The organism is Kocuria sp. KKT182, assembly GCF_055635395.1.
This window is the reverse complement of record NZ_CM145757.1, coordinates 1,355,919-1,381,585: the sequence shown is the minus strand read 5'-3', so window position 1 is coordinate 1,381,585 and position 25,667 is coordinate 1,355,919. Positions and strand designations below refer to the sequence as shown.

The following is a 25,667-nucleotide window of genomic DNA, read 5'->3' as shown; positions in this document are numbered from 1 at the left end:
CACGGTGCGGGCCTCCGGCGTCCGGCGGGACCGGCGGGACCGGGATCAGGTGCGTCGGCGCAGGGCGTCGCGGATCTCGGTGAGCAGCTGCACCTGGGCGTCGGCCTCCTCCTGGGTGGGATCGATGCCGAGCCGGCGGTTGCGGGCCTCGATCATCTTGTTCATCGGCAGCACGATGGCGAAGTACACGGCGGCGGCCACGAGCAGGAAGTTGACGAGCGCGGTGAGCAGCACGCCGAACCTGATGTCGTTGCCGTTGACGGTGAGCACCGCGAACGAGTCGAAGTTGGGCGAGCCGACCAGCGCGGAGATGAGCGGCATGAGCACCGCCTCGACCATGGCGTTGACGACCTGGGCGAACGCCGCGCCGATGATCACGGCGACGGCCAGGTCGAGCACGTTGCCCTTCATGATGAATTCCCGGAATCCCTTGAGCATGGCCACAGACTAGCCGGGCGCGGGTGGTCCGTAGTCCGGGGCCGGCGGCAGGCCGGAGAACTCCTCGAGCGTCGCGGCGCCCGAGCGCGCGAGCTCCTGGGCCCGCTCCGTCCCGAGGTAGCGCAGGTGCCACGGCTCGTACCAGTAGCCGGTGGTGCCGTGCTCGCCCCAGGGGTAGCGGACCACGAAGCCGTGCTCCGGCCCGTGCTCGGCCACCCACGCGGCGGTGGCCGTCCCGTCGAAGCACACGCGCAGGTCGCACCCGGAGCCCTCGCCGACGTCCACCGCCAGCCCGGTCTGGTGCTCCGAGTGACCCGGGCGGGCGGACGCCGTGTCGGCGGCCTCCGGGCCCTTCTGCGCCACCCACCCGGCGTACGTGCGGGACTGCTCGGTGAAGGAGCGGTAGCCCGACACGATCCGGACCGGCACGCCGTCCGCCCGGGCCGCGGCCAGCAGCGTGCGCGCCGCGGCGGCCGCCTCGGGGCGCAGCAGGTGCCCCTCGAGGTCCTCGAGGGCGGCGGGTGCCCAGTCCTGCGGGTCCAGGGGCCGACGCTTGTTGACCACCACGGCGAGCGAGGCGGGGTCGTCCAGCTCCGGACGCGGTCCCGGCCCCCGGCCGGTGGTGGGCGCCGGTGCCGGCGACGCCGTGCCGGAGGCGGACGCCGGCCCGGACGGGGACGCCGGAGCCGGCACGGACGCAGGACCGGACCCGGGCGGGGCGGGCGCGGCCGGTGCCGCGGTGGTGCCGGAGGGTTCCGGCGGGGCCGGGGGAGCGGCCCCGGGATCAGGTGCGCACCCGGCCACGAGCACCGCGGCGGTGAGCAGGAGGGCGCCGGCGCGCAGGGCGTCCATCAGTTCTTGCGCAGCAGCACGCGCCGGATCGAGTGGTCGGAGTCCTTGGAGAGGATCAGCCGGGCGCGGCCGCGCGTCGGCTGCACGTTCTCGATCAGGTTGGGCTCGTTGATCCGCCGCCAGATGCCGGTGGCGGTGGCCACGGCCTTCTCGTCGGAGAGGTCGGCGTAGCGGTGGAAGTAGGAGCCGGGGTCGGCGAACGCGGAGGAGCGCAGGGCCTGGAACCGCTCCACGTACCAGCGCTCGATGTCCGCGGGCCGGGCGTCCACGTAGATCGAGAAGTCGAAGAAGTCGCTCAGGGCGAGGGCGGCCCGGTCCCCGGGGCCCACCTTGGCGGGGGCGAGCACGTTGAGCCCCTCGATGATGACCACGTCCGGGCGGGTCACCACGACCTCCTCGCCGGGCAGGATGTCGTAGCTGTGGTGCGAGTACTTGGGCGCCCGCACCTCGGGGGCGCCCGACTTGATCTTGGCGACGAAGCGCAGCAGGGCGCGGCGGTCGTAGGACTCCGGGAAGCCCTTGCGGTCCATGAGCCCGCGGCGCTGCAGCTCGGCGTTGGGGTACAGGAACCCGTCCGTGGTGATGAGCTGCACGTGGGGGGTGGACGGCCACCGGGACAGCAGCTCGCGCAGGAGGCGGGCCGTGGTGGACTTGCCGGCGGCCACGGAGCCGGCGATGCCGATCACGAACGGGGTCCGGGCGTGCTCCTCGCCGAGGAACGCGTTGGTCGAGGCGTTGAGCCGGTTCGACGACTCGTCGTAGAGGGTCAGCAGCCGCGAGATGGGGAGGTACACCTCGCGGACCTCCGCGACGTCGAGCCGGTCGCCGAGGCCGCGCAGGTTCTCGATCTCCCGAGAGGTGAGGGGAACGTCGATCTCGTGGGAGAGTCTCGACCAGGTCTGCCGGTCGAGCTCCACGAAGGGCGAGGCGCGTTCGCTCAGCGTAGATGCGGTCATCGACCACAGTCTAGACCGCACCTCGGCGCCCGAGGTGTACCGGAGACAGGCCCCGTACCCGGGTGTAGATTTGGTCTCGATCCGGTATTCGCCGTGAGAGAACTCACAGCAGTGCACGGCGCGTGCGCTCCGCCGGTGGAGGACCACCCCGCTCGAGAGTCAGGACAGGACCATGGCGACGGCAACGACCTCAGAGACCACAGCACCGGCGGGAGGGCGGTCGACGGCGGCCCGCGCGCACGTGCAGCGCTTCGGCACGTTCCTCTCGGGGATGATCATGCCCAACATCGGGGCGTTCATCGCCTGGGGGCTGATCACCGCGTTCTTCATCGAGGCGGGCTTCACCCCCTTCGGCCCGCTGGGCGGGTTCGGCGAGAACGCCGAGGGCGAGCCGTACACGGGCCTGGTCGGCCCGATGATCACCTACCTCCTGCCGCTGCTGATCGCCTACACGGGCGGGCGGATGGTCTACGACGTCCGCGGCGGCGTGGTCGGGGCGATCGCCACGATGGGCGTGATCGTGGGCACCGACATCCCCATGTTCATCGGGGCGATGCTCATGGGCCCGCTGACCGCGTGGGTGATGAAGAAGGTCGACGCCATCTGGGACGGGAAGATCAAGCCCGGCTTCGAGATGCTCGTGAACAACTTCTCCGCCGGCATCCTGGCCGCGGCCATGGCCATCTTCGGCTTCTTCCTGATCGGCCCCGCCGTGCTGGCCTTCTCCAACGCGGCCGCCTCGGCGGTGGACTTCCTGGTCACCCGGGGGCTGCTGCCGCTGACCTCGATCCTCATCGAGCCCGCGAAGGTGCTGTTCCTCAACAACGCGATCAACCACGGCATCCTCACCCCCCTGGGCACCGCCCAGGCCCTGGAGGAGGGCAAGTCGATCCTCTTCCTGCTCGAGGCCAACCCCGGCCCCGGTCTGGGCATCCTGCTGGCCTACACGGTCTTCGGCCGCGGCGCCGCGCGCGCCTCGGCCCCCGGCGCGGCCCTGATCCACTTCGTGGGCGGCATCCACGAGATCTACTTCCCGTACGTGCTGATGAAGCCGGCGCTGATCCTGGCGGCGATCGCGGGAGGCATGACGGGCATCTTCACGCTGACCCTCTTCGACGCGGGCCTGCGCGCCCCGGCCGCCCCGGGCTCGATCATCGCGATCTTCGCCCAGGCCACCACCGACAGCTACGTGGGCGTGGCCCTCGCGGTGACGGCCGCGACCGCCGTGTCCTTCTTCGTGGCCTCGATCATCCTCAAGGCCTCCAAGGACAAGGGCGAGGGAGACCTCACCGAGGCCACCTCCCGGATGGAGGGGATGAAGGGCAAGAAGAGCTCCGTGTCCTCCGCGATCGTCGGCACCAGCGGCGGCGCGGACACCGGCGGGACCCCCGCCCGTGAGCTGGCCGACGGCGGACCGGTGCAGCGCATCGTGTTCGCGTGCGACGCCGGCATGGGCTCCTCCGCGATGGGCGCCTCCGTGCTGCGGAACAAGGTCAAGGCGGCCGGATTCGCCGACGTCAAGGTCACCAACGCGGCGATCGCCAACCTCACCGACGACTTCGACATCGTGGTCACCCACCAGGACCTGGCCACCCGCGCCCGGCCGAAGGTGCCCAGCGCCGCGGTGGTGACCGTCGACAACTTCATGGGCAGCCCCCGCTACGACGAGATCGTCGAGGCCGTGCAGCAGCGCAACGGCGCCGCCGTCCCGGCGGGCGGCGGCGCGGCGGCGGCCACGGCCGGCGGCGGGGGAGCGGCCTCCGGCGGCGACACCGTGGCCGCGGACCCGGGCGAGGGCGCCGGGACGTCCGGGGACGCCACCATCCTCACCAGGGACCGGATCGTCATGGACGGCGGCGCGCGCAACGCCGCGCAGGCCATCGACGAGGCCGGCGGCCTGCTGGTGGCGGCCGGTGCCGTGACCGACGCGTACGTGGCCTCCATGCACGAGCGCGAGGAGTCGGTGTCCACCTTCATGGGCAACGGCCTGGCCATCCCGCACGGCACCAACCAGGCGAAGGACAGCATCCGCTCCTCGGCCCTGTCGGTCGTGCGCTACCCCGAGGGCCTGGACTGGAACGGCAAGCCCGTCACCTGGGTGATCGGCATCGCCGGCAAGGACAACGAGCACCTCGCGATCCTCTCCCGGGTCGCGAAGATCTTCGGCAACAAGGAGAAGGTGCGCCAGCTGGACGAGGCGAGGACCGCCGACGAAGTGCTCGACCTGCTGGGGAAGGTGAACGACTGATGAAGTGCGTCCACTTCGGGGCGGGCAACATCGGCCGCGGCTTCGTCGGCCTGCTCATGCACCGCTCGGGCTACGAGGTCGTGTTCGCCGACGTGGCGGCCCCGCTGATCGACGCGCTGGCGTCGACCCCCAGCTACACCGTCCACGAGGTCGGCGCCGGCTCCCGCGACACGGTCGTCGAGGGGTACCGGGCGCTCAACTCGGCGGACGCCCCGGAGTCCGTGGTCGCCGAGATCGCCACGGCGGACGTGGTCACCACGGCCGTGGGCGCGCACATCCTCAAGTTCGTGGCGCCGCTCGTGGCGCGCGGCATCGCCGCGCGCCCGGACGGCGCATCCCCCGTGGCGGTCATGGCGTGCGAGAACGCCCTGTCCGCCACGGACCTGCTCGCCGAGGCCGTCCGCGCCGAGTACGGCGGCGAGGACCTCGACCGCCGGGCGGTGTTCGCCAACACCGCCGTCGACCGGATCGTGCCCCAGCAGGACGGCGGCGGGCTCGACGTGGTCGTGGAGCAGTTCCACGAGTGGGTCATCGACCGCACCCCGTTCGCGGGGGGCGAGCCGGCCATCGAGGGGGCGACCTACGTCGACGACCTCGTGCCCTACATCGAGCGCAAGCTGTTCACGGTCAACACCGGCCACGCCGCGTGCGCGTACTTCGGCTACCGGGCCGGCCGGCACCGCATCGCGGAGGCGATCGCCGACCCCGGGATCCGGGAGCGGGTCGCGGCAGCGCTCGCGGAGACGCAGGCGCTGCTCGTGGCGAAGCACGGGTTCGACGAGCAGGAGCACGGACGCTACGTCGCGAAGATCCTCGACCGCTTCGCCAACGAGCACCTCCCCGACACCGTGGAGCGCGTGGGCCGCGCCCCGCTGCGCAAGCTCGGCCGGCACGAGCGGTTCGTGGGCCCGGCGGCCGAGCTGGCCGAACGGGGCCTGGGCACCGACGGGCTGCAGGCGGCCGTGGGGGCCGCCCTGCGCTTCGACCCGGCCGACGACCCGGAGGCCGTCCGGCTGGGCGAGCTCCTCGACACGCTGGAGCCGGCCGACGCCGTCCGGGAGATCACGGGGCTGGACGCCGGGCACCCGCTCTTCCCGCCGCTCGAGGCGCTGGTGGCCGACGCCGTCCGGGAGCGCCGGGGCTGACCGGACCCCACGGAAGGGCCCACAGGCGGGACGGGCCGTGTCCCCAGAAGAGGCGAGAACACGGCCCGGCCCGCCGGGTCCGGTGCGCCCGGCCGGGCGAGATCCATGCGGTACTGTGAAGCGCATGTGTGGAATTGTTGGATATGTGGGCCCCTCCTCCCAGCGCTCGGACGTGCCCGGCTCCGGGCACGACGCCCTGGACGTCCTCGTCGAGGGCCTCCGGCGCCTCGAGTACCGCGGCTACGACTCCGCGGGCGTGGCCGTCGTCGCGGACGGCACCGTCGGCTTCCGCAAGAAGGCCGGCAAGCTGCTCAACCTCGAGCAGGAGCTGCGCGACAGCCCGCTGCCCCGCTCCACCACCGGCATCGGGCACACCCGCTGGGCCACCCACGGCGGACCGTCGGACGTCAACGCCCACCCGCACGTCGTCGACGGCGGCCGGCTCGCCGTGATCCACAACGGCATCATCGAGAACTTCGCCGAGCTCAAGCGCGAGCTGATCGAGAAGGGCCACGAGTTCCGCTCGGAGACCGACACCGAGGTCGCCGCCGTGCTCCTGGCCGACACCTACAACGACCTCGGCGACCAGGACCTGACCGCGGCCATGCAGGTCGCCTGCCGCCGGCTCGAGGGCGCGTTCACGCTCCTCGCCGTGCACGTGGACCACCCCGGCCGCGTGGTCGCCGCCCGCCGCAACTCGCCGCTGGTGCTCGGGCTGGGCGAGGGCGAGAACTTCCTCGGCTCCGACGTCTCCGGGTTCATCGACTACACCCGCAGCGCCGTGGAGCTGGGACAGGACCAGGTCGTGTCCATCACGGCCGACGACTACGAGATCACCGACTTCCACGGCAACCACGCGGACGGCAAGCCCTTCCAGGTGCTGTGGGACGCGGCCGCCGCCGAGAAGGGCGGCTTCCCGTCCTTCATGGAGAAGGAGATCAACGAGCAGCCCGCCGCCGTGGAGCAGACCCTCATGGGCCGCACCGATCCGGACGGGAACCTGGTCCTCGACGAGCTCAGGATCGACGAGGCGGTGCTCCGCGCCGTGGACAAGATCGTCGTCGTGGCCTGCGGCACCGCCGCCTACGCGGGGCAGGTCGCCCGGTACGCGATCGAGCACTGGTGCCGGATCCCCACCGAGGTCGAGCTCGCCCACGAGTTCCGCTACCGGGACCCGATCGTCAACGAGCGGACCCTGGTGGTCGCCCTGTCCCAGTCCGGCGAGACCATGGACACCCTCATGGCGGTCCGGCACGCCCAGGAGCAGGGGGCCAAGGTCGTGGCGATCTGCAACACCAACGGCTCCACGATCCCGCGCGAGGCCGACGCCGCGCTCTACACGCACGCCGGACCCGAGATCGCCGTCGCCTCGACCAAGGCGTTCCTGGCCCAGATCACCGCCGCCTACCTCCTGGGCCTCTACCTGGCCCAGCTGCGCGGCAACAAGTACAAGGACGAGATCGGGGAGATCCTCGCCGAGCTGGAGGCCATGCCGGCCAAGATCCAGCAGGTCATCGACGCGCAGGCCGCGGTCAAGGATCTCGCGCAGTCCATGAAGGACGCCTCGTCCGTGCTCTTCCTGGGCCGCCACGTCGGCTTCCCGGTGGCCCTCGAGGGCGCGCTCAAGCTCAAGGAGATCGCCTACATCCACGCCGAGGGCTTCGCCGCCGGCGAGCTCAAGCACGGGCCGATCGCCCTCATCGAGGAGGGCCAGCCGGTGTTCGTCATCGTCCCCTCCCCGCGCGGACGGGACTCGCTGCACGCGAAGGTGGTCTCCAACATCCAGGAGATCCGTGCCCGCGGGGCCGTGACCATCGTCATCGCGGAGGAGGGGGACGAGGCCGTCGCCGACTACGCGAACCACATCTTCCGCGTGCCGCAGTCCCCGGTGCTGCTCCAGCCGCTGCTGACCACGGTCCCGCTGCAGATCTTCGCGTGCGAGCTGGCCACGGCGAAGGGCTACGACGTCGACCAGCCCCGCAACCTCGCGAAGTCCGTCACCGTCGAGTAGTCCGCGCCCGCCGCTGCGCCGGCCCGCCGCCCCGGTTCCTCCCGGGCGGCGGGCCGGCGGTCGTTAGGCTGGGGACCATGATCATCGGCACCGGCATCGACGTGGTGGACATCGCCCGCTTCGAGGAGCAGATCGCCCGCACCCCCGGCCTCGTGGCCCGGCTGTTCACCCCGCTCGAGCGGGATCTGCACGTGCGCTCGCTCGCCGCGCGCTTCGCCGCCAAGGAGGCGGCGGCGAAGGCGCTCAAGGCGCCGCCCGGGATGATCTGGCAGCACTGCTGGATCGAGAAGGACCCCTCCGGTGCCCCGCTGCTGTGCACCGAGGGAACGGTGGCGGAGGAGGCGCGCCGGCAGGGCATCGACCGGTGGCACCTCACCATGACGCACGACGGCGGGATCGCCATGGCCATGGTCATCGCCGAGCGCACCGGGGACGGGGGGCAGGCGTGATCGCCGCCTGGACCGGGGCGCAGGTGCGCGCGGCCGAGACGCCCTTCCTCGAGCGCGGGGAGGGCCCCGCGCTGATGCGGCGCGCCGCCCACGGCCTGGCCCTCGTCGGCGCGCAGCGCCTGCGCGGGCGCCGGGGGCGGGTCGCCGGAGCGCGCGTGGTCGTGCTCGCCGGCACCGGCAACAACGGCGGGGACGGGCTGTGGGCGGGGGCGGAGCTGGCGGGCCGCGGCGCCTCCGTGCTCGCCGTGGCGCTCGGCGACCGGCTGCACCCCGAGGGCGGGGCCGCCCTCGAGGCCGCGGGGGGACGGGTGCTGCGCGCCGGGGACGGCGGGCCCGCCCTCGAGGAGGCGGCCGAGCAGGTGCTCCGCGCCGACCTCGTGCTCGACGCCGTGCTGGGCACCGGCGCCCGGGGCGGGCTGCGCGGGCCGGCGGCGGAGCTCGTCCGCGCGGTCCTGGACCGGTGGCCCCCGGAGGGGGCCCCCGCGGTCGTGGCGTGCGACGTCCCCTCGGGCGTCTCGGCGGACACGGGCGCGGTGGCCGGGCCGGTCCTGGCCGCGGACGTCACCGTGACGTTCGGCGGGGCCAAGGCCGGGCTGTTCCTGCCGCCGGGGGACCGGTGGTGCGGCGAGGTGCGGACCGTGCCCCTCGGGATCGAGCACGCCCTGCCCGCCCCCGCGCTGCGGCGCCTGGAGCCCGACGACGTCGCGGAGCTGTGGCCGCGGCCGGGGGCGGCCTCCCACAAGTACTCCCGGGGCGTGGTGGGCGTCGTGGCCGGCTCCCCGACCTACCCCGGGGCGGCGCTGATGTGCACGCGCGCCGCCGTGGACGCCGGCGCCGGCATGGTCCGCCACCTCGGCGACGCCGCCACCCGCTCCCTGGTGTGCCTGACCAGCCCCGAAGTGGTCGCCTCCGAGGACCACCCCGACGACGTCCACGTCCAGGCGTGGGTCGTGGGCCCCGGCGCGGTGGGCGACGCGGCCCAGGAGTCCCGGATCGGCGCCGTGCTCGCGGGCCCGATCCCCGCCGTCGTCGACGCCGGCGCCCTCGACGCGGCGGCCCGGGCGGCCGCCGACGGCGCCCTCGGCCCCGGCAAGGTCCTCACCCCGCACGCCGGGGAGCTCGAGCAGGTGCTCGCCTGGCTCGCCGCCCTCGGCGGCGGCGGGCAGGCGCCGGACCGGGCGGCGATCGAGGCCGAGCCCGCCCGGTGGGCGCGCGCGGCCGCGGAGGCGACCGGCGCCGTCGTCGTCCTCAAGGGCGCCACCACCCTGGTGGCGTCCCCCGAAGGGACGCTGTTCTCCCAGGCCGACGGCAGCCCGTGGCTGGCGACCGCCGGCAGCGGGGACACCCTCGCGGGCATCATGGGCGCAGCGCTCGCCGGCAGCGCCGAGGACCCGGACGCGTTCGCCGCCGCGGGGGACTGGGCCCGCGGGGACACCCGCCGCGCGGTGGCCGCCGCCCTCGCCGTGGCCGTGCACGGCTACGCCTCCCGGCTGGAGGGCCTCGGCCCCGTGCCCCCCACGGCGCTGTCCGCGAACGTGCGCACGGTCCTGCGCCGGGACCGCTGAGCCGGCGGTCCCGGCCCCGGCGGACCGCCCCGGGGACACGGGCGCCTCCGGTCCGGGCTAAGATCGATCCCACTTGCCCCAACACCCAGCCCGCTGACGGTGACCCCTGCCCGGCGGTACGACAGGAGATCCCCCATGGAAGTCTGGCCAGGTCAGCCCTATCCCCTCGGAGCCACCTTCGACGGGACCGGCACGAACTTCGCCCTCTTCAGCGAGGGCGCCGAGAAGGTCGAGCTGTGCTTGTTCGACGAGCTCGGCACCGAGACCCGCATCGACGTCGCGGCCCAGGACAGCTACGTCTGGCACTGCTACCTCCCGACCGTCCAGCCCGGGCAGCGCTACGGCTACCGCGTGCACGGACCGTGGAACCCCGCCGAGGGCCAGCGCTTCAACTCCGCCAAGCTGCTGCTCGACCCCTACGCCAAGGCCGTCTCCGGCCAGATCGACTGGGACCAGGCGCTGTTCTCCTACGACTTCGGCGACGAGGACTCGTTCAACGACGAGGACTCCGCCCCCCACATGATGATGGGCGTGGTGATCAACCCGTTCTTCAACTGGGAGGGCGACCGCACCCCCCGCACGCCGTACCACAAGTCCGTGATCTACGAGGCCCACGTCAAGGGCCTCACCCAGCAGCACCCCGAGGTGCCGGAGGACCAGCGCGGCACCTACGCCGGCGTGGCCCACCCCGCGGTGATCGCGCACCTGAAAAAGCTCGGCGTCACCGCCATCGAGCTCATGCCCGTGCACCAGTTCGTGCAGGACAGCACCCTGCTCGACCAGGGGCTGCGCAACTACTGGGGCTACAACACCATCGGGTTCTTCGCCCCGCACAACGAGTACCACTCCACCAACGACCTCGGCGGCCAGGTCCAGGAGTTCAAGGCCATGGTGCGCGCCCTGCACCAGGCCGACATCGAGGTGATCCTCGACGTGGTGTACAACCACACGGCCGAGGGCAACCACATGGGCCCCACGCTGTCCATGAAGGGCATCGACAACCAGGCCTACTACCGGACGGTGGAGGGCGACCAGAAGTTCTACATGGACTACACGGGCACCGGCAACACCCTCAACGTCCGCCATCCCCACTCGCTGCAGCTCATCATGGACTCCCTGCGCTACTGGGTGACCGAGATGCACGTGGACGGCTTCCGCTTCGACCTCGCCTCCGCCCTGGCCCGCGAGTTCTACGACGTGGACAAGCTGGCCACGTTCTTCGAGCTCGTCCAGCAGGACCCGGTCGTGTCCCAGGTGAAGCTCATCGCCGAGCCGTGGGACGTGGGCCCCGGCGGCTACCAGGTGGGCAACTTCCCGCCCCAGTGGACGGAGTGGAACGGGAAGTACCGGGACACCGTGCGCGACTTCTGGCGCGGGGAGCCCGCGACCCTCGGCGAGTTCGCCTCCCGGATCACCGGCTCGGCGGACCTCTACGAGCACAGCGGCCGCCGGCCGTTCGCCTCGATCAACTTCGTCACCGCCCACGACGGCTTCACGCTGCGGGACCTGGTCTCCTACAACGAGAAGCACAACGAGGCCAACGGCGAGGGCAACAACGACGGCGAGTCCCACAACCGCTCCTGGAACTGCGGCGTGGAGGGCCCCACCGACGATCCCGAGGTGCTGGCCCTGCGCTCCCGCCAGCAGCGCAACTACCTCGCGACGCTGCTGCTGTCCCAGGGCACGCCCATGGTGTTGCACGGCGACGAGCTGGGCCGCACGCAGGACGGCAACAACAACACGTACTGCCAGGACAACGAGCTGTCGTGGATCAACTGGGACACCATGGACGGCCCGCTCACCGAGTTCGTCGCCGCCGTGACCCACCTGCGCCACGACCACCCGTCCTTCCGGCGCTCGGAGTTCTTCGACGGCCGTCCCGTCGAGATGGACGCGGACGACACCGGCCGCCCGATGCCCGACATCGCGTGGCTGACCACGGACGGCGCGCCGCTGAAGCCCGCCGACTGGGACGAGCCCCTGTCCCGGTCCTTCGGGATGTGGCTCAACGGCAACGGCATCGCCGGCGTGGACATGCGCGGGCGGCCCATCACGGACGTGAACTTCATCGTGTACTTCAACTCCAACCCGGAGCCCGTGAAGGTCAAGCTCCCGCCGGTGCGCTACGGCCGGCAGTGGGAGGAGGTCATCGACACCGCGGGCAAGTACGCCGACGGCCAGATCCGCAAGGCCCGCACCTCGATCACCCTGGACGGCAAGTCCATGGTCGTGCTGCGCGCCTACGAGGCCCCCGAGGAGGAGCCCGACGCGTCGGTCGCCGCTTCCGTGGCCGCGTACGCGAAGACGCCGCAGGACCAGTGAGCTGACGGCCCCGGCAGGCTGTCGACCCGGACACGGGTCGACAGCCTGCTGGTGTTTCCGGGGCCGGGCCGACAGACTGGTGCGGTGCGCACACCTATCTCGACCTACCGACTCCAGATCACCTCCGACCTGACGCTCGACCGTGCCGCGGGGCTCGTGGACTACCTCCACGACCTCGGCGCGGACTGGGTCTACCTGTCGCCGATCCTCCGGGCCGTCGACGGCTCCGACCACGGCTACGACGTCGCGTCCCCCGCCGAGGTGGACCCCGTCCGGGGCGGCGCCGCCGGGCTCAAGGCGCTCGCCGACGCCGCCCACGCCCGCGGCATGGGCGTGCTCGTGGACATCGTCCCCAACCACCAGGGCGTCGCCGCCCCGGAGCAGAACCCCTGGTGGTGGTCGCTGCTCGCGCAGGGCCAGGCCTCGCCGTACGCGAAGGCCTTCGACGTCGAGTGGGCGTCCGGCGGCGGCCGGGTGCTGATCCCCGTGCTGGGCGACGGCGACGACGAGCTCGCGCAGCTGCGGGTCGAGGACGGCACGCTGCGCTACTACGACAACGTCTACCCGCTGGCCGAGGGCACCTGGGCGGAGGGCGACGACCCGCAGGACGTCCACGACCGGCAGCACTACGAGCTGGTGAACTGGCGCCGCGGCGACGCCGAGCTCAACTACCGCCGGTTCTTCACCGTCGCCACGCTCGCGGGCGTGCGCGTCGAGGACCCGGAGGTCTTCGAGGAGTCCCACGCGGAGATCAAGCGGTGGATCGACGAGGGCCTCGTCGACGGCCTGCGCATCGACCACCCCGACGGGCTGCGCGACCCGCGGCAGTACCTCGAGCAGCTGAAGGAGCTCACGGGCGGCGCCTACGTCGTCGTCGAGAAGATCCTCGAGCCCGGCGAGCGGCTGCCCCGCGACTGGGCCACCGCGGGCACCACCGGCTACGACGCCCTCGGCGTGATCGACCGGCTGCTCACCGACCCGGCCGGGGAGTACGCGCTCACCAGCCTGGACGCCCGGCTGCGGGGCGGGGAGCCCGTGCACTGGGACGAGATGATCCACGGCACCAAGCGCGCCATGGCCGACGGCGCGCTGCTGGCCGAGGTCCGGCGCCTCGCCCGCCTCGTGCCCGAGGACGCCGGCCTGGACCGGGCCGTCGCCGAGGACGCCCTGGCGGAGATCCTCGCGAACTTCCCCGTCTACCGCAGCTACCTGCCCGAGGGCGCCGAGCACCTGCGGGCTGCCCTCGACGCCGCCCGGGAGCAGCGCCCGGACCTCGCCGGCGCGATCGGGACCCTGGGCGGGCTGCTCGGGGTCGACGCCACGGACGAGGCCGGGCTCGGGGAGCTCGCCCGCCGCTTCCAGCAGACCTCCGGGATGGTGATGGCCAAGGGCGTCGAGGACACCGCGTTCTACCGCTTCCCCCGCCTGACCTCGCTGACCGAGGTGGGCGGCGACCCGTCGCACTTCGCCGTGACCCCCGAGGAGGCGCACGCCGAGCTCGCCCGCCGGGCCGCCGAGGAGCCCCTCGCGATGACGACGCTGTCCACGCACGACACCAAGCGCTCCGAGGCGGTGCGGGCACGGATCACCGTGCTCGCCGAGGCGGGGGAGCAGTGGGCCGGCGTGGTCGGCACCGTCAAGAAGCTCGCCGAGCAGGCCGGGGCCCTCGTGGGCGACGGCCCGCTCGTGAACCTCGTGCTCCAGGCCGTGGTGGGCGCCTGGCCCATCTCGCAGGAGCGCGTGCTGGACTACGCCCTCAAGGCCGCTCGCGAGGCCGGCAACTCCACCGCCTGGGTCGACGGGGACGCCGGGTTCGAGCAGCGGCTCACCCGGTTCGTCGAGCTCGTCCACCACGACCCGCAGATGCGGGCCGTCGTCGAGGGCTTCGCCGAGCACGTCACCGCGGCCGGCTGGGCGAACGGGCTCGCCGCCAAGCTCGTCCAGCTCACGATGCCCGGCGTCCCGGACGTCTACCAGGGCTCCGAGCTGTGGGCGGAGTCCCTCGTGGACCCGGACAACCGCCGTCCCGTCGACTTCGGGGCCCGGGCCGCCGGGCTCGCCCGGCTGGACACCCCCGTGGGCGGCACCGCCGACGGGATCCCCGCCGTGGGACCGGACGGCGCGGCCAAGCTGCTCGTCACCAGCCGCGCCCTGCGGCTGCGCCGGGACCACCCCGAGCTGTTCACCGGCTACACCCCGCTGACCGCGTCCGGCCCGCTGGCCGGGCACGTGTTCGCGTTCGACCGCGGCGGCGCCGTGACCGTGGCCACCCGCCTGCCCCTCGGCCTCGCCGCCGCGGGCGGCTTCGACGGCGAGACCCTCGAGCTGCCCGCGGGCGGGTTCGAGGACCTGCTGACCCGCCGCACGCACTCGGGCACCGTGGCGCTGTCCCGGCTGCTCGCCGACTACCCCGTGGCGCTGCTGCGCCGGAAGGACTCCTGAGCCCCATGAACACCCGCGAGCACCTGAACCGCTTCGACGTCTGGGCCCCGCACGCCAGGACGGTGACCGTGCGGATCGAGGGCGACGACCACGACATGATCCCCGCCGCGGACCTGCCCGAGGACTCCCCGGCGGGCACGGCGGCACGCCGCGACGGCTGGTGGACCCTGCCCGACGGCGCGGACGTCCCCGAGGGCACCGTGCGCTACGGCTACCTCCTGGGCAAGACCTTCGACGAGGGCACGGCGCAGGAGCGCTCGCAGGTCTCCGAGGTCCTGCCGGACCCGCGCTCCCGCCGCCAGCCGCAGGGCGTGCACGACCTCTCCTGCACGTTCGAGCCCTCCGCGCACCGGTGGGGGGACGCCGCGTGGACCGGGCGGACCCTGGCCGGGTCCGTCGTCTACGAGCTGCACCCCGGCACGTTCACCCCGGAGGGCACCCTCGACTCGGCGGTCGAGCGGCTCGACCACCTCGTGGAGCTCGGCGTGGACTTCGTGGAGCTGCTGCCCGTCAACGGCTTCAACGGCGAGCACAACTGGGGCTACGACGGTGTCCTCTGGTACACCGTGGACGAGTCCTACGGCGGGCCCGCGGCCTACCAGCGCTTCGTGGACGCGTGCCACCAGCGCGGGATCGGCGTGATCCAGGACGTCGTCTACAACCACCTGGGCCCGTCCGGGAACTACCTGCCCCTGTTCGCCGACTACTTCAAGCCCGGCTCCAGCACCTGGGGCGACCTCATCAACCTCGACGGCTGGGGCTCGGACGGCGTGCGGGACTACATCCTCGACAACGTCGAGATGTGGCTGCGCGACTACCACGTGGACGGGTTCCGCCTCGACGCGGTGCACGCCCTGCAGGACCACCGGGCCGTGCACATCCTCGAGGAGATCGCCGAGCTCGTGGAGCGCGTGGGCGTGGAGACCGGCAAGCCCCTGTTCACCGTCGCGGAGTCCGACCTCAACGACCACCGGATGATCACGCCGACCACGGCCCACGGCCTCGGCATGACCGGGCAGTGGCTCGACGACTTCCACCACGCCGCGCACGTCGCCCTGACCGGGGAGACGCAGGGCTACTACGCCGACTTCGCCGCCCTCGGCACCCTCGACAAGGTGATGCGGGACGCGTTCTACCACGACGGCACCATGTCGGTGTTCCGCGGCCGCCACCACGGGCGGCCGGTCGACAAGCAGCGGGTGCGCCCGTGGCAGTTCGTCACGTGCATCCAGAACCACGACCAGATCGGCAACCGCGCCGCGGGGGACCGGATCAGCGCGAGCCTCACGCCGGACCAGCTCGTGCTGGGCGCCGCACTGCTCCTCACCCAGCCGTTCACCCCTATGCTGTTCATGGGGGAGGAGTGGGGCGCGTCCACGCCGTGGCAGTTCTTCACCGCCCACCCCGAGCCCGAGCTCGGGGAGGCCGTGGCCAAGGGCCGCAAGGCGGAGTTCGCGTCCATGGGCTGGGACGAGGACACGGTCCCGGACCCCCAGGACCCGAGCACGTTCACGAACTCGAAGCTCGACTGGGACGAGCTCGGCCGGGACGACCACGCCCGGGTGCTGAGCGCCTACCGCGAGCTCATCGCGCTGCGGCGCGCCGTGCCCGAGCTCACCGACCCGCGCTTCGACACGATCGGCACCGACCTCGACGAGGACGCCCGCTGGTTCGTGCTGCGCCGTGCCACGGCCCCGGGCTCCGACCACGGGGTCGCGGTGCTGCTGAACTTCGGCGCCGGGCCCGCGCAGGTGCCCTTCCCCGGCCGCCCGGACGCCGAGGTGCTCTACCGCTCCGGCGACGTGTCGCTGACCGCGGGCTCCGGCGGCGGCGGCGTCGCCGCGCTGCCCGCCCACGGCGCCGCCGTGGTGCGCTACTGAGCCCTCTCCGCCGTCCACCGAACGACCTCCCCGACCCTCGAAAGGCCCCCGTGCGCACCTACGGACCCGACGTCCCCTACCTCCCGGCCGACGACCGCTACGAGACCATGCCCTTCCGCCGCGTGGGCGACTCCGGGCTGAAGCTGCCCGTGATCTCGCTCGGGCTGTGGCACAACTTCGGCGACGACAAGCCGCTCGCCACCCAGCGCGCCACGCTGCGCCGGGCCTTCGACCTCGGCGTGACCCACTTCGATCTCGCCAACAACTACGGCCCGCCGGCCGGCGCCGCGGAACTGAACTTCGGGCGGATCCTGGCGCAGGACCTCGCGCCGTACCGGGACGAGCTCGTGATCTCCTCCAAGGCCGGCTGGACCATGGGCCCGGGCCCGTACCACTTCGGCGGCTCCCGGAAGTACCTCGTGTCCTCCCTGGACCAGTCCCTGCAACGGATGGGCCTGGACCACGTGGACATCTTCTACCACCACCGCCCGGACCCGGACACCCCGCTCGAGGAGACGATGCGGGCCCTCGACCACATCGTGCGCTCCGGGCGGGCCCTGTACGTGGGGATCTCCTCCTACAACGCCGAGCTGACCCTGCGCGCCCAGCAGATCATGCGGGAGCTGGGCACGCCGCTGCTGATCCACCAGCCGTCCTACTCGATGCTCAACCGGTGGATCGAGTCCCCCGGACCGTCGGGGACCTCCCTGCTGGGCGCCCTGACGGAGACGGGGATGGGCTCGATCGTGTTCTCCCCCCTGGCCCAGGGCATGCTCACGGACCGGTACCTGGACGGCGTCCCGGAGGGCTCCCGGGCCGCCGCGGAGAAGTCCCTGAACCCGGAGTGGCTGACCGGCACGACCCTGGAGAAGGTCCGCGGTCTGCACGAGATCGCCGCCGCCCGCGGGCAGAGCCTGGCCCAGATGGCGATCGCGTGGGTGCTGCGCGAGCAGGCGGACGGCCAGGTCACCACCGCGCTCGTCGGCGCGTCCTCGCCGCAGCAGCTCGAGGACAGCGTGGGCGCCGTGCACCACCTCTCCTTCACCCCGGAGGAGCTGGAGTCGATCGACCGGCTGGCCACGGACTCCGACATCAACATCTGGGCGGGCGCCCGCGACTCCAAGACCGCGTGAGCGGCGGGGCCCGGTAGCCGTGGAGGCCTCGCAGTACCTCGCCCTGCTCGGGCTGTGGATCGCAGGGATCGTCGCCCCCGGCCCGGACGTCCTGGTGATCCTGCGCAACGCGTCGCTGGGCTCCCGGGCAGCCGGCGTGCTCACCGCGGTGGGGGTGATGACCGGCAACCTCGTGTGGATCACGCTCTCCCTCACCGGGGTGACCGTCCTGATCGGCCAGGCGGACACGCTCCAGCGACTGATCCAGGTGGCCGGGGCGCTGTTCCTCGGCTGGCTGGGCGTGAGCGGGATCCGGGCGGGTCTCGCCGCCCGGGCCGTGCCGGACCGGGTGCCGAGCGCGGCGGGCGGAGGGCCCGGCAGCGTCCCGGGGGAGCCGCAGGCCCCGCCGGGGCGCTCCGTCACCCCCGGCCGGGCCTTCGTGCTCGGACTCGTGACGAACCTCTCGAACGCGAAGGCCATCATCTTCTTCGTGGCGCTGTTCGCCAACGTGGTCCCCGTGGGCGCGCTGTGGTGGGAGGCGGCCCTGGTCTTCGCGCTGCTCGTGGCCGTGGGCCTCGCCTGGTTCACCGCGGTCGCGTGGGTCGGCTCGGTCGAGCGGCTGGCCGCGGGCTTCCGGCGGCACGGGGCGGCCGTGGAGCTCGCCGCCGGCGTGCTGTTCCTCGTGCTGGCCCTCGGCCTGCTGCTCAGTGCGCTGTGAGCCCGCCGGCCGGCCCCGGGGCCGAACCCGCCCGCGGCGGGCACTAGACTGGAGCGCTGGGTCCTGCCCGGCCGGGCGCCGGGGACGGGACCCAGACGACCAGACAAAGGAGTCCCGTGTCCCATTATCCCATTCGCGTGGCCGTCGCCGGTGTCGGCAACTGCGCCTCCTCACTGATCCAGGGCGTGCACTTCTACGCCGACGCCGACCCGGCCGCCACCGTGCCGGGGCTGATGCACGTGGTCTTCGGCGACTACCACGTGTCCGACATCGAGTTCGTGGCCGCCTTCGACGTCGACGCCGCCAAGGTCGGGTACGACCTCTCCGAGGCGATCGGCGCCGGGGAGAACAACACCCTGGTCTTCGCCGACGTCCCGCACACCGGGGTCACCGTCCAGCGCGGGCCCACCCTGGACGGACTCGGATCCTACTACCGGGAGATGGTCCAGGAGTCGGCCGTCGAGCCCGTGGACGTGGCCCAGGCCCTGAAGGACGCGCAGGTGGACGTGCTGGTGTCCTACCTGCCGGTGGGCTCGGAGGAGGCCGACCGGTTCTACGCCCAGGCCGCGATCGACGCCGGGGTGGCCTTCGTCAACGCGCTGCCCGTGTTCATCGCCTCCACCGACGAGTGGGCACAGAAGTTCACCGACGCCGGAGTGCCGATCGTGGGCGACGACATCAAGTCCCAGATCGGGGCGACGATCACCCACCGGGTGCTGGCGAAGCTGTTCGAGGACCGCGGCTACGTGCTGGACCGGACGTATCAGCTCAACGTGGGCGGGAACATGGACTTCATGAACATGCTCGAGCGCACCCGGCTGGAGTCCAAGAAGATCTCCAAGACCCAGGCGGTGACCTCCAACGTCCAGCGGGAGTTCGGCACGCGCGACGTGCACATCGGGCCCTCGGACCACGTGCCGTGGCTGGAGGACCGCAAGTTCGCCTTCGTGCGCCTGGAGGGCCACGGCTTCGGCAACGCCCCGATCTCCCTGGAGTACAAGCTGGAGGTGTGGGACTCCCCGAACTCGGCCGGGGTGATCATCGACGCGATCCGGGCCGCGAAGATCGGGGCGGACCGCGGGATCGGGGGCCCGCTCACCTCCGCGTCGGCGTACTTCATGAAGTCCCCGGCCGAGCAGCTGCCCGACGACGTGGCGAGGACTAACCTGGAGGCCTTCATCCGCGGCGACCGCGAGCGCTGAGCCCGCAGCTCCCGAGCACGGGACCCCCGCACCGGGAACGGTGCGGGGGTCCCGTGCTCCGGGGCCTCAGAGGTAGTCCGCGAGTCCGGCGCGGTGGAGCACGAACGCCGTGACCGGTTCGTAGACGCGCGGCGGGAGGTTGTCGTCGAGCGGCACGGCGACCTCGACCTGGCCCTGCGCCTCCGCCACGAACACGCCCGGGTCGTTGCAGTCGGCGACCGCGATGGTCCGCAGCCCCCGGGACCCGGCCGCCCCGGCGAGGCCGTGGTCGGCGACCACGAGGTCGGGCGGGTTCTGCCCGTCCCGGCGCAGCTTCTCCAGGGTCAGGGACATCGGCCCGGGGAAGTGGGTGTGCCGCAGCCCGCCGTACTGCTCGACCATCACGACGCTCTCGATCTGCCGGACGTCGCCGTCCTCGAACGGGAAGCCGTCCGGGACCTGCACCACGTGCGCCCCGGCGCGGCGGGCCACCCGGGCCAGCTGCGCGTAGACCGGGAACAGGCCGGCCGGGTGGCCGGTGGCGAAGAGCACGCGCCCGCCGGCGGCGACCACCTCGCCGAGGACCCGCGCGTAGCGTTCCAGCCCGGCGACGGCCAGCTCCGCGGAGATCGTGTCCTGGCCCTCGGCGTGGGCCCGGTCGGGGGAGATGCCGACGCGGTCGCGCATCAGCGCGAACACGTCGTCGAAGCTCCACTCCCGGGTGCGCACCACGCCCATGTGCTGGTGCTGGTCGCCGTCGAGGAAGCCCTGGATGTTGCGCAGGTTCGCCTCCCGGGAGGTCGCCACCGCTCCGGTGATGCGGTGGTCGTCGAGGTGGCGGGCGAGGTCTGCGGGGGAGAGGGGGGAGGTCGTCACCGTTCGAGTGTATTCAGGCGCCGGCCGCTACCGTCGCGTACCCCCGCCCGGGCGCGGACCCGGGCGTAGACCTCCGCGGTGGCCAGGGCGGTGCGGTCCCAGGAGTGGCCCTCGGCGCGCCGGGCGGCGGCCCGGCCCATGCGCTCCAGGGCGGCCGGGTCGCCGGCGAGCTCGACCACGGCCCGCGCCCACGAGCCGGGGTCGCGGTCGGGCACGAGCCGGCCGGTGAGCCCGTCGAGCACCGCGGTGCGCAGCCCGTCCACGTCCGTGGCGAGCACCGGCGTGCCGCAGGCCTGCGCCTCCAGGGCCACGAGGCCGAACGTCTCGGAGGAGGAGGGGACGGCCACGACGTCGGCCCGGCGCATCCGGGCGGCGAGCTGCGGGGCCGGCAGGGCGGGCCCGAAGCGCACGACGTCCTCCAGCCCCAGCTCCCGCACGCGCTCCCGGAGCGCGGCCGTGAAGCCCCGGGTGCCGACCCCCACGACGTCCAGCTCCACGGGCAGGCCCGGGTCGGTCCGCCGGATCCGCGCGAGCGCGTCGACGAGGACGTGCGGGCCCTTGAGCGCCTGCAGGCGCCCGGCGAACAGGATCCGCAGCGGGCGCCCCGGTGAGCCGGGGGGCGGCTCGTCGGCGCGGCGCGGCTCGCCGGGGGCGGGGTCCGGGGAGAAGGCCGAGAGGTCGACTCCGGGGGTGATCACGGTCAGGCGCCCCGCGTCGGCGTCGTAGAGCTCGATCATCTGCAGCGCCTCGGTCCGGGTGTTCACCACCGTGGCCTCGGCCCGGGCGATCAGCCCGGCCTCGGCCTCGGCGCGGGAGGCCGGCTCGAGGCCCTCCCCGGTCCGGGCGCGCAGGTTCTTCCCGAGCGCCGTGGTGTGCAGGGTCAGGACGAGGGGGACGCCCCAGCCGTCGGCGAGCTCCCGGCCCGCGGCACCGGAGAGCCAGTAGTGGGCGTGCACGACGTCGGGCCGGTCGGCCTCCGCGCGGAGCACCTCCGCGAAGGCCGCGGTGAACCCGGGCAGGTCCTCCTTGCTCGCCCCGGCGGCACCCGGCAGCGAGACGGTGAGCAGCCGCAGCCCCTCGCGGATGCGGGTGCGCCGCACGCCGGCGACGGCCGGGGCGCCGCGGCCCCGGTCGAGGGTGGCCATGTCCACGGTGTGGCCGGCGTCCACGAGGGCCTCGGCGAGGTGGCGCACGTAGACGTTCATCCCGCCCGCATCCCCCGACCCCGGTTGCTCGAGGGGACAGGTGTGCAGGCTGATCAGCAGGACGTGGCGGGGCGCGGCGGACACGGCTCAACTCTAGCCGCCGGGCCCGGGGACCCGGTCCGGGCCCGGGGGCGGCGGTGCCACAATGGGAGCCGTGAACCGTCCAGACCCCGTCCCGGCCGCCCCGTCCGGATCCGCCCTCCCCCCTCCGCCCCGCTGCGAGCGCAGCGCCGTGGTCGACCTCGCCGCCGTCCGCGCCAACGTGCGCCGGCTCCGTGACCTCGCCGCCCCCGCCCGGCTCATGGCCGTGGTCAAGGCCGACGCCTACGGCCACGGTGCGGTGCCCGTGGCCCGGGCGGCCCTCGAGGCCGGCGCCCACGCCCTGGGCGTCGCCCACGTCGGCGAGGCCCTCGCCCTGCGCGCCGCGGGGATCGGGGCGCCCGTGCTCGCGTGGCTGCACACCGTCGACACCGACTTCCGGGCGGCGCTCGCCGCCGACGTCGAGCTGGGCGTCAGCGGCTGGGAGCTCGCCCCGATCGCCGCGGCCGCCCGCGCGCTCGGGACCACCGCCCGGATCCACCTCAAGATCGACACCGGCCTGGGCCGCAACGGCGCGCCGGAGGCCCTCTGGCCCGAGCTCGTGCGGGCCGCCGCGCAGGCCGAGACCGAGGGGCTCGTGCGGGTGGTCGGCGTCTTCACCCACCTCGCCGTCGCCGACGAGCCGTCCCGGCCCGAGACCCGGGAGCAGCTCGAGCGCTTCCGCGCGGCCGTGGCCACGGCGCGGGCCGCCGGGCTCCGGCCCGGGCTGCGGCACGCGGCGAACTCGCCCGGTCTCCTCTCCGCCGCCGGGCTCGAGCGCCCCGGGGACATGCTCCTGGACATGGTCCGGGTGGGGGTGTCCCTCTACGGGCTCTCCCCGTTCGCGGACCGCACCCCGGAGCAGCTCGGTCTCGTGCCCGCCATGACGCTGCGGAGCACGGTCAGCGCGGTCAAGGAGGTGCCGGCGGGCCAGGGCGTCTCCTACGGGCTGAGCTACGTCACCGACCGCCCCACCACCCTGGCGCTCGTCCCGCTCGGCTACGCGGACGGCGTCCCGCGCTCCGGCACCGGCGGACCCGTGCGGATCCAGGGCCGCACCTACCCGGAGGTCGGCCGGGTCGCGATGGACCAGATCGTGGTCGACCTCGGCGCGCCGGGACGCTCCGCCCCCGAGCACGGGCTGCTCGGGGCGGAGGCCGTGCTGTTCGGGGCGGGGGAGAACCCCTCGGCGAGCGCGTGGGCGGACGCCGCCGGCACCATCAACTACGAGATCGTCACCCGCGTCTCGCCCCGCGTGCCCCGGGTGCACCTGCACGCCGCGGAGGGCCCGGCGGGCGCGGCGGAGGAGCAGGCATGAGCGAGTGGACCCGGACCGTGACCGTGGACGGGCCCGGGCGCACCCAGGCCCTGGCCGAGCGTCTGGGCGCCCAGCTGCGCGCCGGGGACCTGCTGGTCCTCACCGGCGAGCTCGGCGCGGGCAAGACCACGTTCACCCAGGGGCTGGGCCGGGGCCTGGGGGTGCGCGCGGGGATCATCTCGCCCACGTTCGTGCTGGTCCGCCGGCACCCCAACGTCCCGGACGGTCCCCGGCCCGGCGGCCCGGACCTGGTGCACGTCGACGCCTACCGGCTGGGCTCCGCGGCGGAGGTCGACGACATCGACCTGGAGGACACGGCCGACACCGCCGTCACCGTGGTCGAGTGGGGGGCCGGGAAGGTCGAGCACCTGGCCGACTCCCGCCTCGAGATCGTGCTGGAGCGCGCCGTGGGTACCGACCCCCTCGTCTCCGGCGCGGCCGGGGACGAGGACCCGGACGAGAACGACGAGCCCCGCCGCATCACCCTCACGGGGATCGGTCCGCGCTGGGCGGACGGGCCCCCGCGGCTCGACTGAGCCGGGAGGCGCCCCCGGGGGCGGGCACTACACTGGTCGGGTGCTCCTCCTGTGCCTGGACTCCTCCGCCGTCGCCTCCGCCGCCCTCGTCACCGGTGCGGGCGAGGTCCTCGGCTCCTACGCGAGCCCGGACACCCGCTCTCACGCCGAGGTCCTGGCCCCCGCGGTCCGCGACCTGCTGGCCGGCCGCGGCGTCACCGGCGCCGACCTCGACGGGGTCCTCGTCGGCACCGGCCCCGGGCCCTTCACCGGCCTGCGCGCGGGGATCGCGACGGCGCGGGCGCTCGCCTTCGCGTGGGACGTGCCGCTGCACGGTCTCATGAGCCTCGAGGCCCTCGCCCAGGACGCGGCCGGGCCCGCCCGGGCGGCCGGGGACGAGGAGTTCCTCGTGCTCACCGACGCCCGGCGCCGGGAGGTCTACTGGGCCCGGTACGCCGCGGCCGAGGACGGCCCGCGGCGCACCGGGGGCCCCGGCGTGGCCGCCGCCGAGCAGCTCCCGGAGCTGCCCGCCTACGGCCGCGGGGCGGGGATCTACGCGGACCGGCTGGCCCGGCCCGTGCCGGAGTTCGCCGCGGCGCAGCCCACGGCGTCGTCCCTGGGCCTCGCCGCCGCGCGCCGCACGGCCCGCGGGGAGGCGCTGTCCCCGGACACGACCCCCCTGTACCTGCGCGAGTCCGACGCGAAGGTCCCCGGCCCCCGGAAGCGGGCGGGCGCGTGAGCCCCGCCCCCGGCTCCTGGACGCTGCGCCGGATGGTCCCCGCGGACGTCGCGGCGGTGCACGCGCTCGAGCGGCGGCTCTTCCCGGTCGACGCCTGGCCGCTCGAGATGTTCTTCGCGGAGCTCGCCCAGCCCGTGTGCTGGTACTGGGTCGCCGAGCAGGACGGCGTGATCGTCGGCTACGCGGGGCTCATGTGCCTCCGCCCCGTGGGCGACGTGCAGACCATCGCGGTGGTCCCCGAGCACGAGGGCCGCGGGATCGGCTCCGCCCTGCTGCGCGCCCTGCACGCGCAGGCCCGGGAGCTCGGGGCCACCGAGGTGCTGCTCGAGGTCCGCGCCGACAACCCGCGCGCCCAGCAGCTCTACCGCCGCTTCGGCTACGAACAGATCCACACCCGCCCCCGCTACTACCGGGACGGCGCCGACGCGCTGATCATGCGCCTCGACCTCACCGGAACCGACACCCCGGCCGCCACCGACACCCCGGCCGCCCCGACGGAGGAGACCCCATGACCGACGGACCCCTCGTGCTGGGCATCGAGTCCTCGTGCGACGAGACCGGCGTGGGCATCGTCCGGGGACGCACCCTGCTCGCCAACGTGGTGTCCTCCTCGATGGACGAGCACGTGCGCTTCGGCGGCGTGATCCCCGAGATCGCCTCCCGCGCCCACCTCGACGCGATCGTCCCCGCCCTGCGCGAGGCCCTGGACCGGGCGGGCGTGGGCCTGGCGGACCTCGACGCGCTCGCGGTGACCTCCGGACCCGGCCTGGCCGGGGCCCTGATGGTGGGCACGGCCGCCGCGAAGGCCCTCGCCGTGGCCACGGGCAAGCCCCTCTACGCGATCAACCACCTCGTGGCGCACGTCAGCGTGGGCCTGCTCGAGGACTCCGGGGTCGAAGGCTTCCAGGGCGACTTCGACGACGGGCTGCCGCCCGGCCTCGGGGCGCTGCTGGTCTCCGGGGGGCACACCGAGATCCTCGCCGTCGAGGACCTCTCCCGGGACGTGCGCCTGCTCGGGGCCACGATCGACGACGCGGCCGGTGAGGCCTACGACAAGGTGGCCCGCGTCCTGGGCCTCGACTACCCCGGCGGCCCGGCCATCGACGCCGCCGCCCGGGACGGGGACCCCACCGCCTTCCGCCTGCCCCGCGGGCTGAGCGCGGGCAAGTACATGGGCTCCGCCGAGCGGCCCGGCCCGCACCGCTACGACTTCTCCTTCTCCGGGCTCAAGACCGCCGTGGCCCGGGTCGTCGAGGGCTACGAGGCGCGGGGCGAGCCGGTGCCGGTCGCCGACGTCGCGGCGTCCTTCCAGGAGTCGGTGGCCGACGTGGTCACCCGCAAGGCCGTGCTCGCGTGCACCGAGCAGGGGCTCGGGACGCTGCTGCTCGGCGGGGGAGTGGCCGCGAACTCCCGGCTGCGCGAGCTCACCGCCGAGCGCTGCGCCGCGCACGGGATCGAACTGGTGATCCCCCGGCTGCCGCTGTGCACGGACAACGGGGCGATGGTCGCCGCGCTGGCCGCCCGGGTCGTGGCCGAGGGCCGTGCGCCCTCCGGGCTGGACTTCGCCGCCGACTCCTCGCTGCCGGTCACCACCGTCTCCGTCTGAGCCGGCCGGGG

Annotated in this window: 21 protein-coding genes; 16 read left to right on the top strand and 5 right to left on the bottom strand. The window is 73.8% G+C overall.

The genetic code is table 11. From position 1 onward, the window contains the following. Positions 1 to 45: 45 nt before the first annotated feature. The 3 genes from mscL to coaA are packed head-to-tail and all read right to left on the bottom strand — an operon-like array spanning position 46 to position 2,246. A complete protein-coding gene (gene mscL / locus ACZ2G1_RS06315; RefSeq protein ID WP_031282960.1) occupies positions 46 to 438 on the bottom strand; it encodes a large conductance mechanosensitive channel protein MscL in 393 nt (130 codons plus the stop codon). A 9-nt stretch (positions 439 to 447) separates the two neighbouring features. Continuing rightward, positions 448 to 1,290, bottom strand: coding sequence for a M15 family metallopeptidase (locus ACZ2G1_RS06310; RefSeq protein WP_035924842.1), 843 nt, complete (start codon positions 1,288 to 1,290; stop codon positions 448 to 450). Further along, positions 1,290 to 2,246: a type I pantothenate kinase gene (gene coaA / locus ACZ2G1_RS06305; RefSeq protein ID WP_031282962.1), complete on the bottom strand. Its 957-nt coding sequence runs from the start codon at positions 2,244 to 2,246 to the stop codon at positions 1,290 to 1,292. The genes ACZ2G1_RS06310 and coaA overlap by 1 nt, the downstream gene beginning before the upstream one ends. Positions 2,247 to 2,418: 172 nt before the next feature. On the opposite strand from coaA, the gene ACZ2G1_RS06300 reads away from it, so the two are divergent. From ACZ2G1_RS06300 to ACZ2G1_RS06250, 11 genes are all read left to right on the top strand, one after another. Further along, positions 2,419 to 4,494 carry a PTS mannitol transporter subunit IICBA gene (locus tag ACZ2G1_RS06300; RefSeq protein WP_031282963.1) on the top strand — a complete coding sequence of 692 codons (2,076 nt, stop codon included), beginning with the start codon at positions 2,419 to 2,421 and terminating at the stop codon, positions 4,492 to 4,494. After that, positions 4,494 to 5,639: a mannitol-1-phosphate 5-dehydrogenase gene (locus ACZ2G1_RS06295; protein WP_035924835.1), complete on the top strand. Its 1,146-nt coding sequence runs from the start codon at positions 4,494 to 4,496 to the stop codon at positions 5,637 to 5,639. The genes ACZ2G1_RS06300 and ACZ2G1_RS06295 overlap by 1 nt, the downstream gene beginning before the upstream one ends. 124 nt (positions 5,640 to 5,763) lie before the next feature. Further along, positions 5,764 to 7,650 carry a glutamine--fructose-6-phosphate transaminase (isomerizing) gene (gene glmS / locus ACZ2G1_RS06290; RefSeq protein ID WP_095650580.1) on the top strand — a complete coding sequence of 629 codons (1,887 nt, stop codon included), beginning with the start codon at positions 5,764 to 5,766 and terminating at the stop codon, positions 7,648 to 7,650. Positions 7,651 to 7,727: 77 nt separating this feature from the next. Further along, positions 7,728 to 8,099 carry a holo-ACP synthase gene (locus ACZ2G1_RS06285; protein ID WP_035924832.1) on the top strand — a complete coding sequence of 124 codons (372 nt, stop codon included), beginning with the start codon at positions 7,728 to 7,730 and terminating at the stop codon, positions 8,097 to 8,099. Then, positions 8,096 to 9,664, top strand: a complete 1,569-nt coding sequence (locus ACZ2G1_RS06280; protein ID WP_470377588.1) for an NAD(P)H-hydrate epimerase — start codon at positions 8,096 to 8,098, stop codon at positions 9,662 to 9,664. The genes ACZ2G1_RS06285 and ACZ2G1_RS06280 overlap by 4 nt, the downstream gene beginning before the upstream one ends. Before the next feature lie 135 nt (positions 9,665 to 9,799). Continuing rightward, positions 9,800 to 11,986: a glycogen debranching protein GlgX gene (glgX, locus tag ACZ2G1_RS06275; RefSeq protein WP_017833337.1), complete on the top strand. Its 2,187-nt coding sequence runs from the start codon at positions 9,800 to 9,802 to the stop codon at positions 11,984 to 11,986. Positions 11,987 to 12,070: 84 nt separating this feature from the next. Further along, positions 12,071 to 14,428: a malto-oligosyltrehalose synthase gene (gene treY / locus ACZ2G1_RS06270; RefSeq protein WP_095650578.1), complete on the top strand. Its 2,358-nt coding sequence runs from the start codon at positions 12,071 to 12,073 to the stop codon at positions 14,426 to 14,428. Between the two features lie 5 nt (positions 14,429 to 14,433). Further along, complete coding sequence (treZ, locus tag ACZ2G1_RS06265) at positions 14,434 to 16,308, top strand: malto-oligosyltrehalose trehalohydrolase (RefSeq protein WP_095650577.1); 1,875 nt, start codon at positions 14,434 to 14,436, stop codon at positions 16,306 to 16,308. A 107-nt stretch (positions 16,309 to 16,415) separates the two neighbouring features. After that, positions 16,416 to 17,441, top strand: a complete 1,026-nt coding sequence (locus ACZ2G1_RS06260) for an aldo/keto reductase (RefSeq protein WP_051063761.1) — start codon at positions 16,416 to 16,418, stop codon at positions 17,439 to 17,441. Between the two features lie 19 nt (positions 17,442 to 17,460). Next, on the top strand, positions 17,461 to 18,138 hold the full coding sequence (locus ACZ2G1_RS06255; protein ID WP_095650576.1) for a LysE family translocator: 678 nt from the start codon (positions 17,461 to 17,463) through the stop codon (positions 18,136 to 18,138). Positions 18,139 to 18,254: 116 nt separating this feature from the next. Beyond that, complete coding sequence (locus ACZ2G1_RS06250; protein WP_470377587.1) at positions 18,255 to 19,340, top strand: inositol-3-phosphate synthase; 1,086 nt, start codon at positions 18,255 to 18,257, stop codon at positions 19,338 to 19,340. Between the two features lie 66 nt (positions 19,341 to 19,406). On the opposite strand, the gene ACZ2G1_RS06245 is transcribed toward ACZ2G1_RS06250, so the two are convergent. Together ACZ2G1_RS06245 and ACZ2G1_RS06240 are read right to left on the bottom strand one after the other, a co-directional pair. Further along, positions 19,407 to 20,195, bottom strand: coding sequence for a phosphatase (locus ACZ2G1_RS06245; protein WP_095650574.1), 789 nt, complete (start codon positions 20,193 to 20,195; stop codon positions 19,407 to 19,409). Next, on the bottom strand, positions 20,192 to 21,484 hold the full coding sequence (locus ACZ2G1_RS06240) for a glycosyltransferase (protein WP_237740437.1): 1,293 nt from the start codon (positions 21,482 to 21,484) through the stop codon (positions 20,192 to 20,194). Before ACZ2G1_RS06240 ends, ACZ2G1_RS06245 begins: the two co-directional genes overlap by 4 nt. A gap of 61 nt (positions 21,485 to 21,545) precedes the next feature. Between ACZ2G1_RS06240 and alr the strand changes: the two genes are divergently transcribed. From alr to tsaD, 5 genes are read left to right on the top strand one after another with little or no spacing between them, the layout of a single operon-like run. Beyond that, entirely contained in the window at positions 21,546 to 22,796 is a 1,251-nt protein-coding gene (gene alr / locus ACZ2G1_RS06235; RefSeq protein ID WP_081615756.1) for an alanine racemase, read from the top strand. Further along, positions 22,793 to 23,332, top strand: a complete 540-nt coding sequence (tsaE, locus tag ACZ2G1_RS06230) for a tRNA (adenosine(37)-N6)-threonylcarbamoyltransferase complex ATPase subunit type 1 TsaE (protein WP_284563481.1) — start codon at positions 22,793 to 22,795, stop codon at positions 23,330 to 23,332. The genes alr and tsaE overlap by 4 nt, the downstream gene beginning before the upstream one ends. A gap of 40 nt (positions 23,333 to 23,372) precedes the next feature. After that, complete coding sequence (tsaB, locus tag ACZ2G1_RS06225; protein WP_470377586.1) at positions 23,373 to 24,050, top strand: tRNA (adenosine(37)-N6)-threonylcarbamoyltransferase complex dimerization subunit type 1 TsaB; 678 nt, start codon at positions 23,373 to 23,375, stop codon at positions 24,048 to 24,050. Positions 24,051 to 24,082: 32 nt separating this feature from the next. Then, entirely contained in the window at positions 24,083 to 24,562 is a 480-nt protein-coding gene (rimI, locus tag ACZ2G1_RS06220; protein ID WP_109268253.1) for a ribosomal protein S18-alanine N-acetyltransferase, read from the top strand. Then, positions 24,559 to 25,656, top strand: a complete 1,098-nt coding sequence (gene tsaD, locus ACZ2G1_RS06215) for a tRNA (adenosine(37)-N6)-threonylcarbamoyltransferase complex transferase subunit TsaD (protein WP_109268105.1) — start codon at positions 24,559 to 24,561, stop codon at positions 25,654 to 25,656. The genes rimI and tsaD overlap by 4 nt, the downstream gene beginning before the upstream one ends. The last annotated feature ends 11 nt before the right edge of the window (positions 25,657 to 25,667 follow it).

Coding starts and splice junctions, on each gene's coding strand:
- tsaD (WP_109268105.1), top strand. CDS start 24,559: ATGACCGACGGACCCCTCGTGCTGGGCATCGAGTCCTCGTGCGACGAG.
- ACZ2G1_RS06295 (WP_035924835.1), top strand. CDS start 4,494: ATGAAGTGCGTCCACTTCGGGGCGGGCAACATCGGCCGCGGCTTCGTC.
- mscL (WP_031282960.1), bottom strand. CDS start 438: ATGCTCAAGGGATTCCGGGAATTCATCATGAAGGGCAACGTGCTCGAC.
- ACZ2G1_RS06285 (WP_035924832.1), top strand. CDS start 7,728: ATGATCATCGGCACCGGCATCGACGTGGTGGACATCGCCCGCTTCGAG.
- glmS (WP_095650580.1), top strand. CDS start 5,764: ATGTGTGGAATTGTTGGATATGTGGGCCCCTCCTCCCAGCGCTCGGAC.
- alr (WP_081615756.1), top strand. CDS start 21,546: ATGGGAGCCGTGAACCGTCCAGACCCCGTCCCGGCCGCCCCGTCCGGA.
- ACZ2G1_RS06310 (WP_035924842.1), bottom strand. CDS start 1,290: ATGGACGCCCTGCGCGCCGGCGCCCTCCTGCTCACCGCCGCGGTGCTC.
- ACZ2G1_RS06300 (WP_031282963.1), top strand. CDS start 2,419: ATGGCGACGGCAACGACCTCAGAGACCACAGCACCGGCGGGAGGGCGG.
- rimI (WP_109268253.1), top strand. CDS start 24,083: ATGGTCCCCGCGGACGTCGCGGCGGTGCACGCGCTCGAGCGGCGGCTC.
- glgX (WP_017833337.1), top strand. CDS start 9,800: ATGGAAGTCTGGCCAGGTCAGCCCTATCCCCTCGGAGCCACCTTCGAC.
- coaA (WP_031282962.1), bottom strand. CDS start 2,246: ATGACCGCATCTACGCTGAGCGAACGCGCCTCGCCCTTCGTGGAGCTC.
- tsaE (WP_284563481.1), top strand. CDS start 22,793: ATGAGCGAGTGGACCCGGACCGTGACCGTGGACGGGCCCGGGCGCACC.
- ACZ2G1_RS06260 (WP_051063761.1), top strand. CDS start 16,416: ATGCCCTTCCGCCGCGTGGGCGACTCCGGGCTGAAGCTGCCCGTGATC.
- treZ (WP_095650577.1), top strand. CDS start 14,434: ATGAACACCCGCGAGCACCTGAACCGCTTCGACGTCTGGGCCCCGCAC.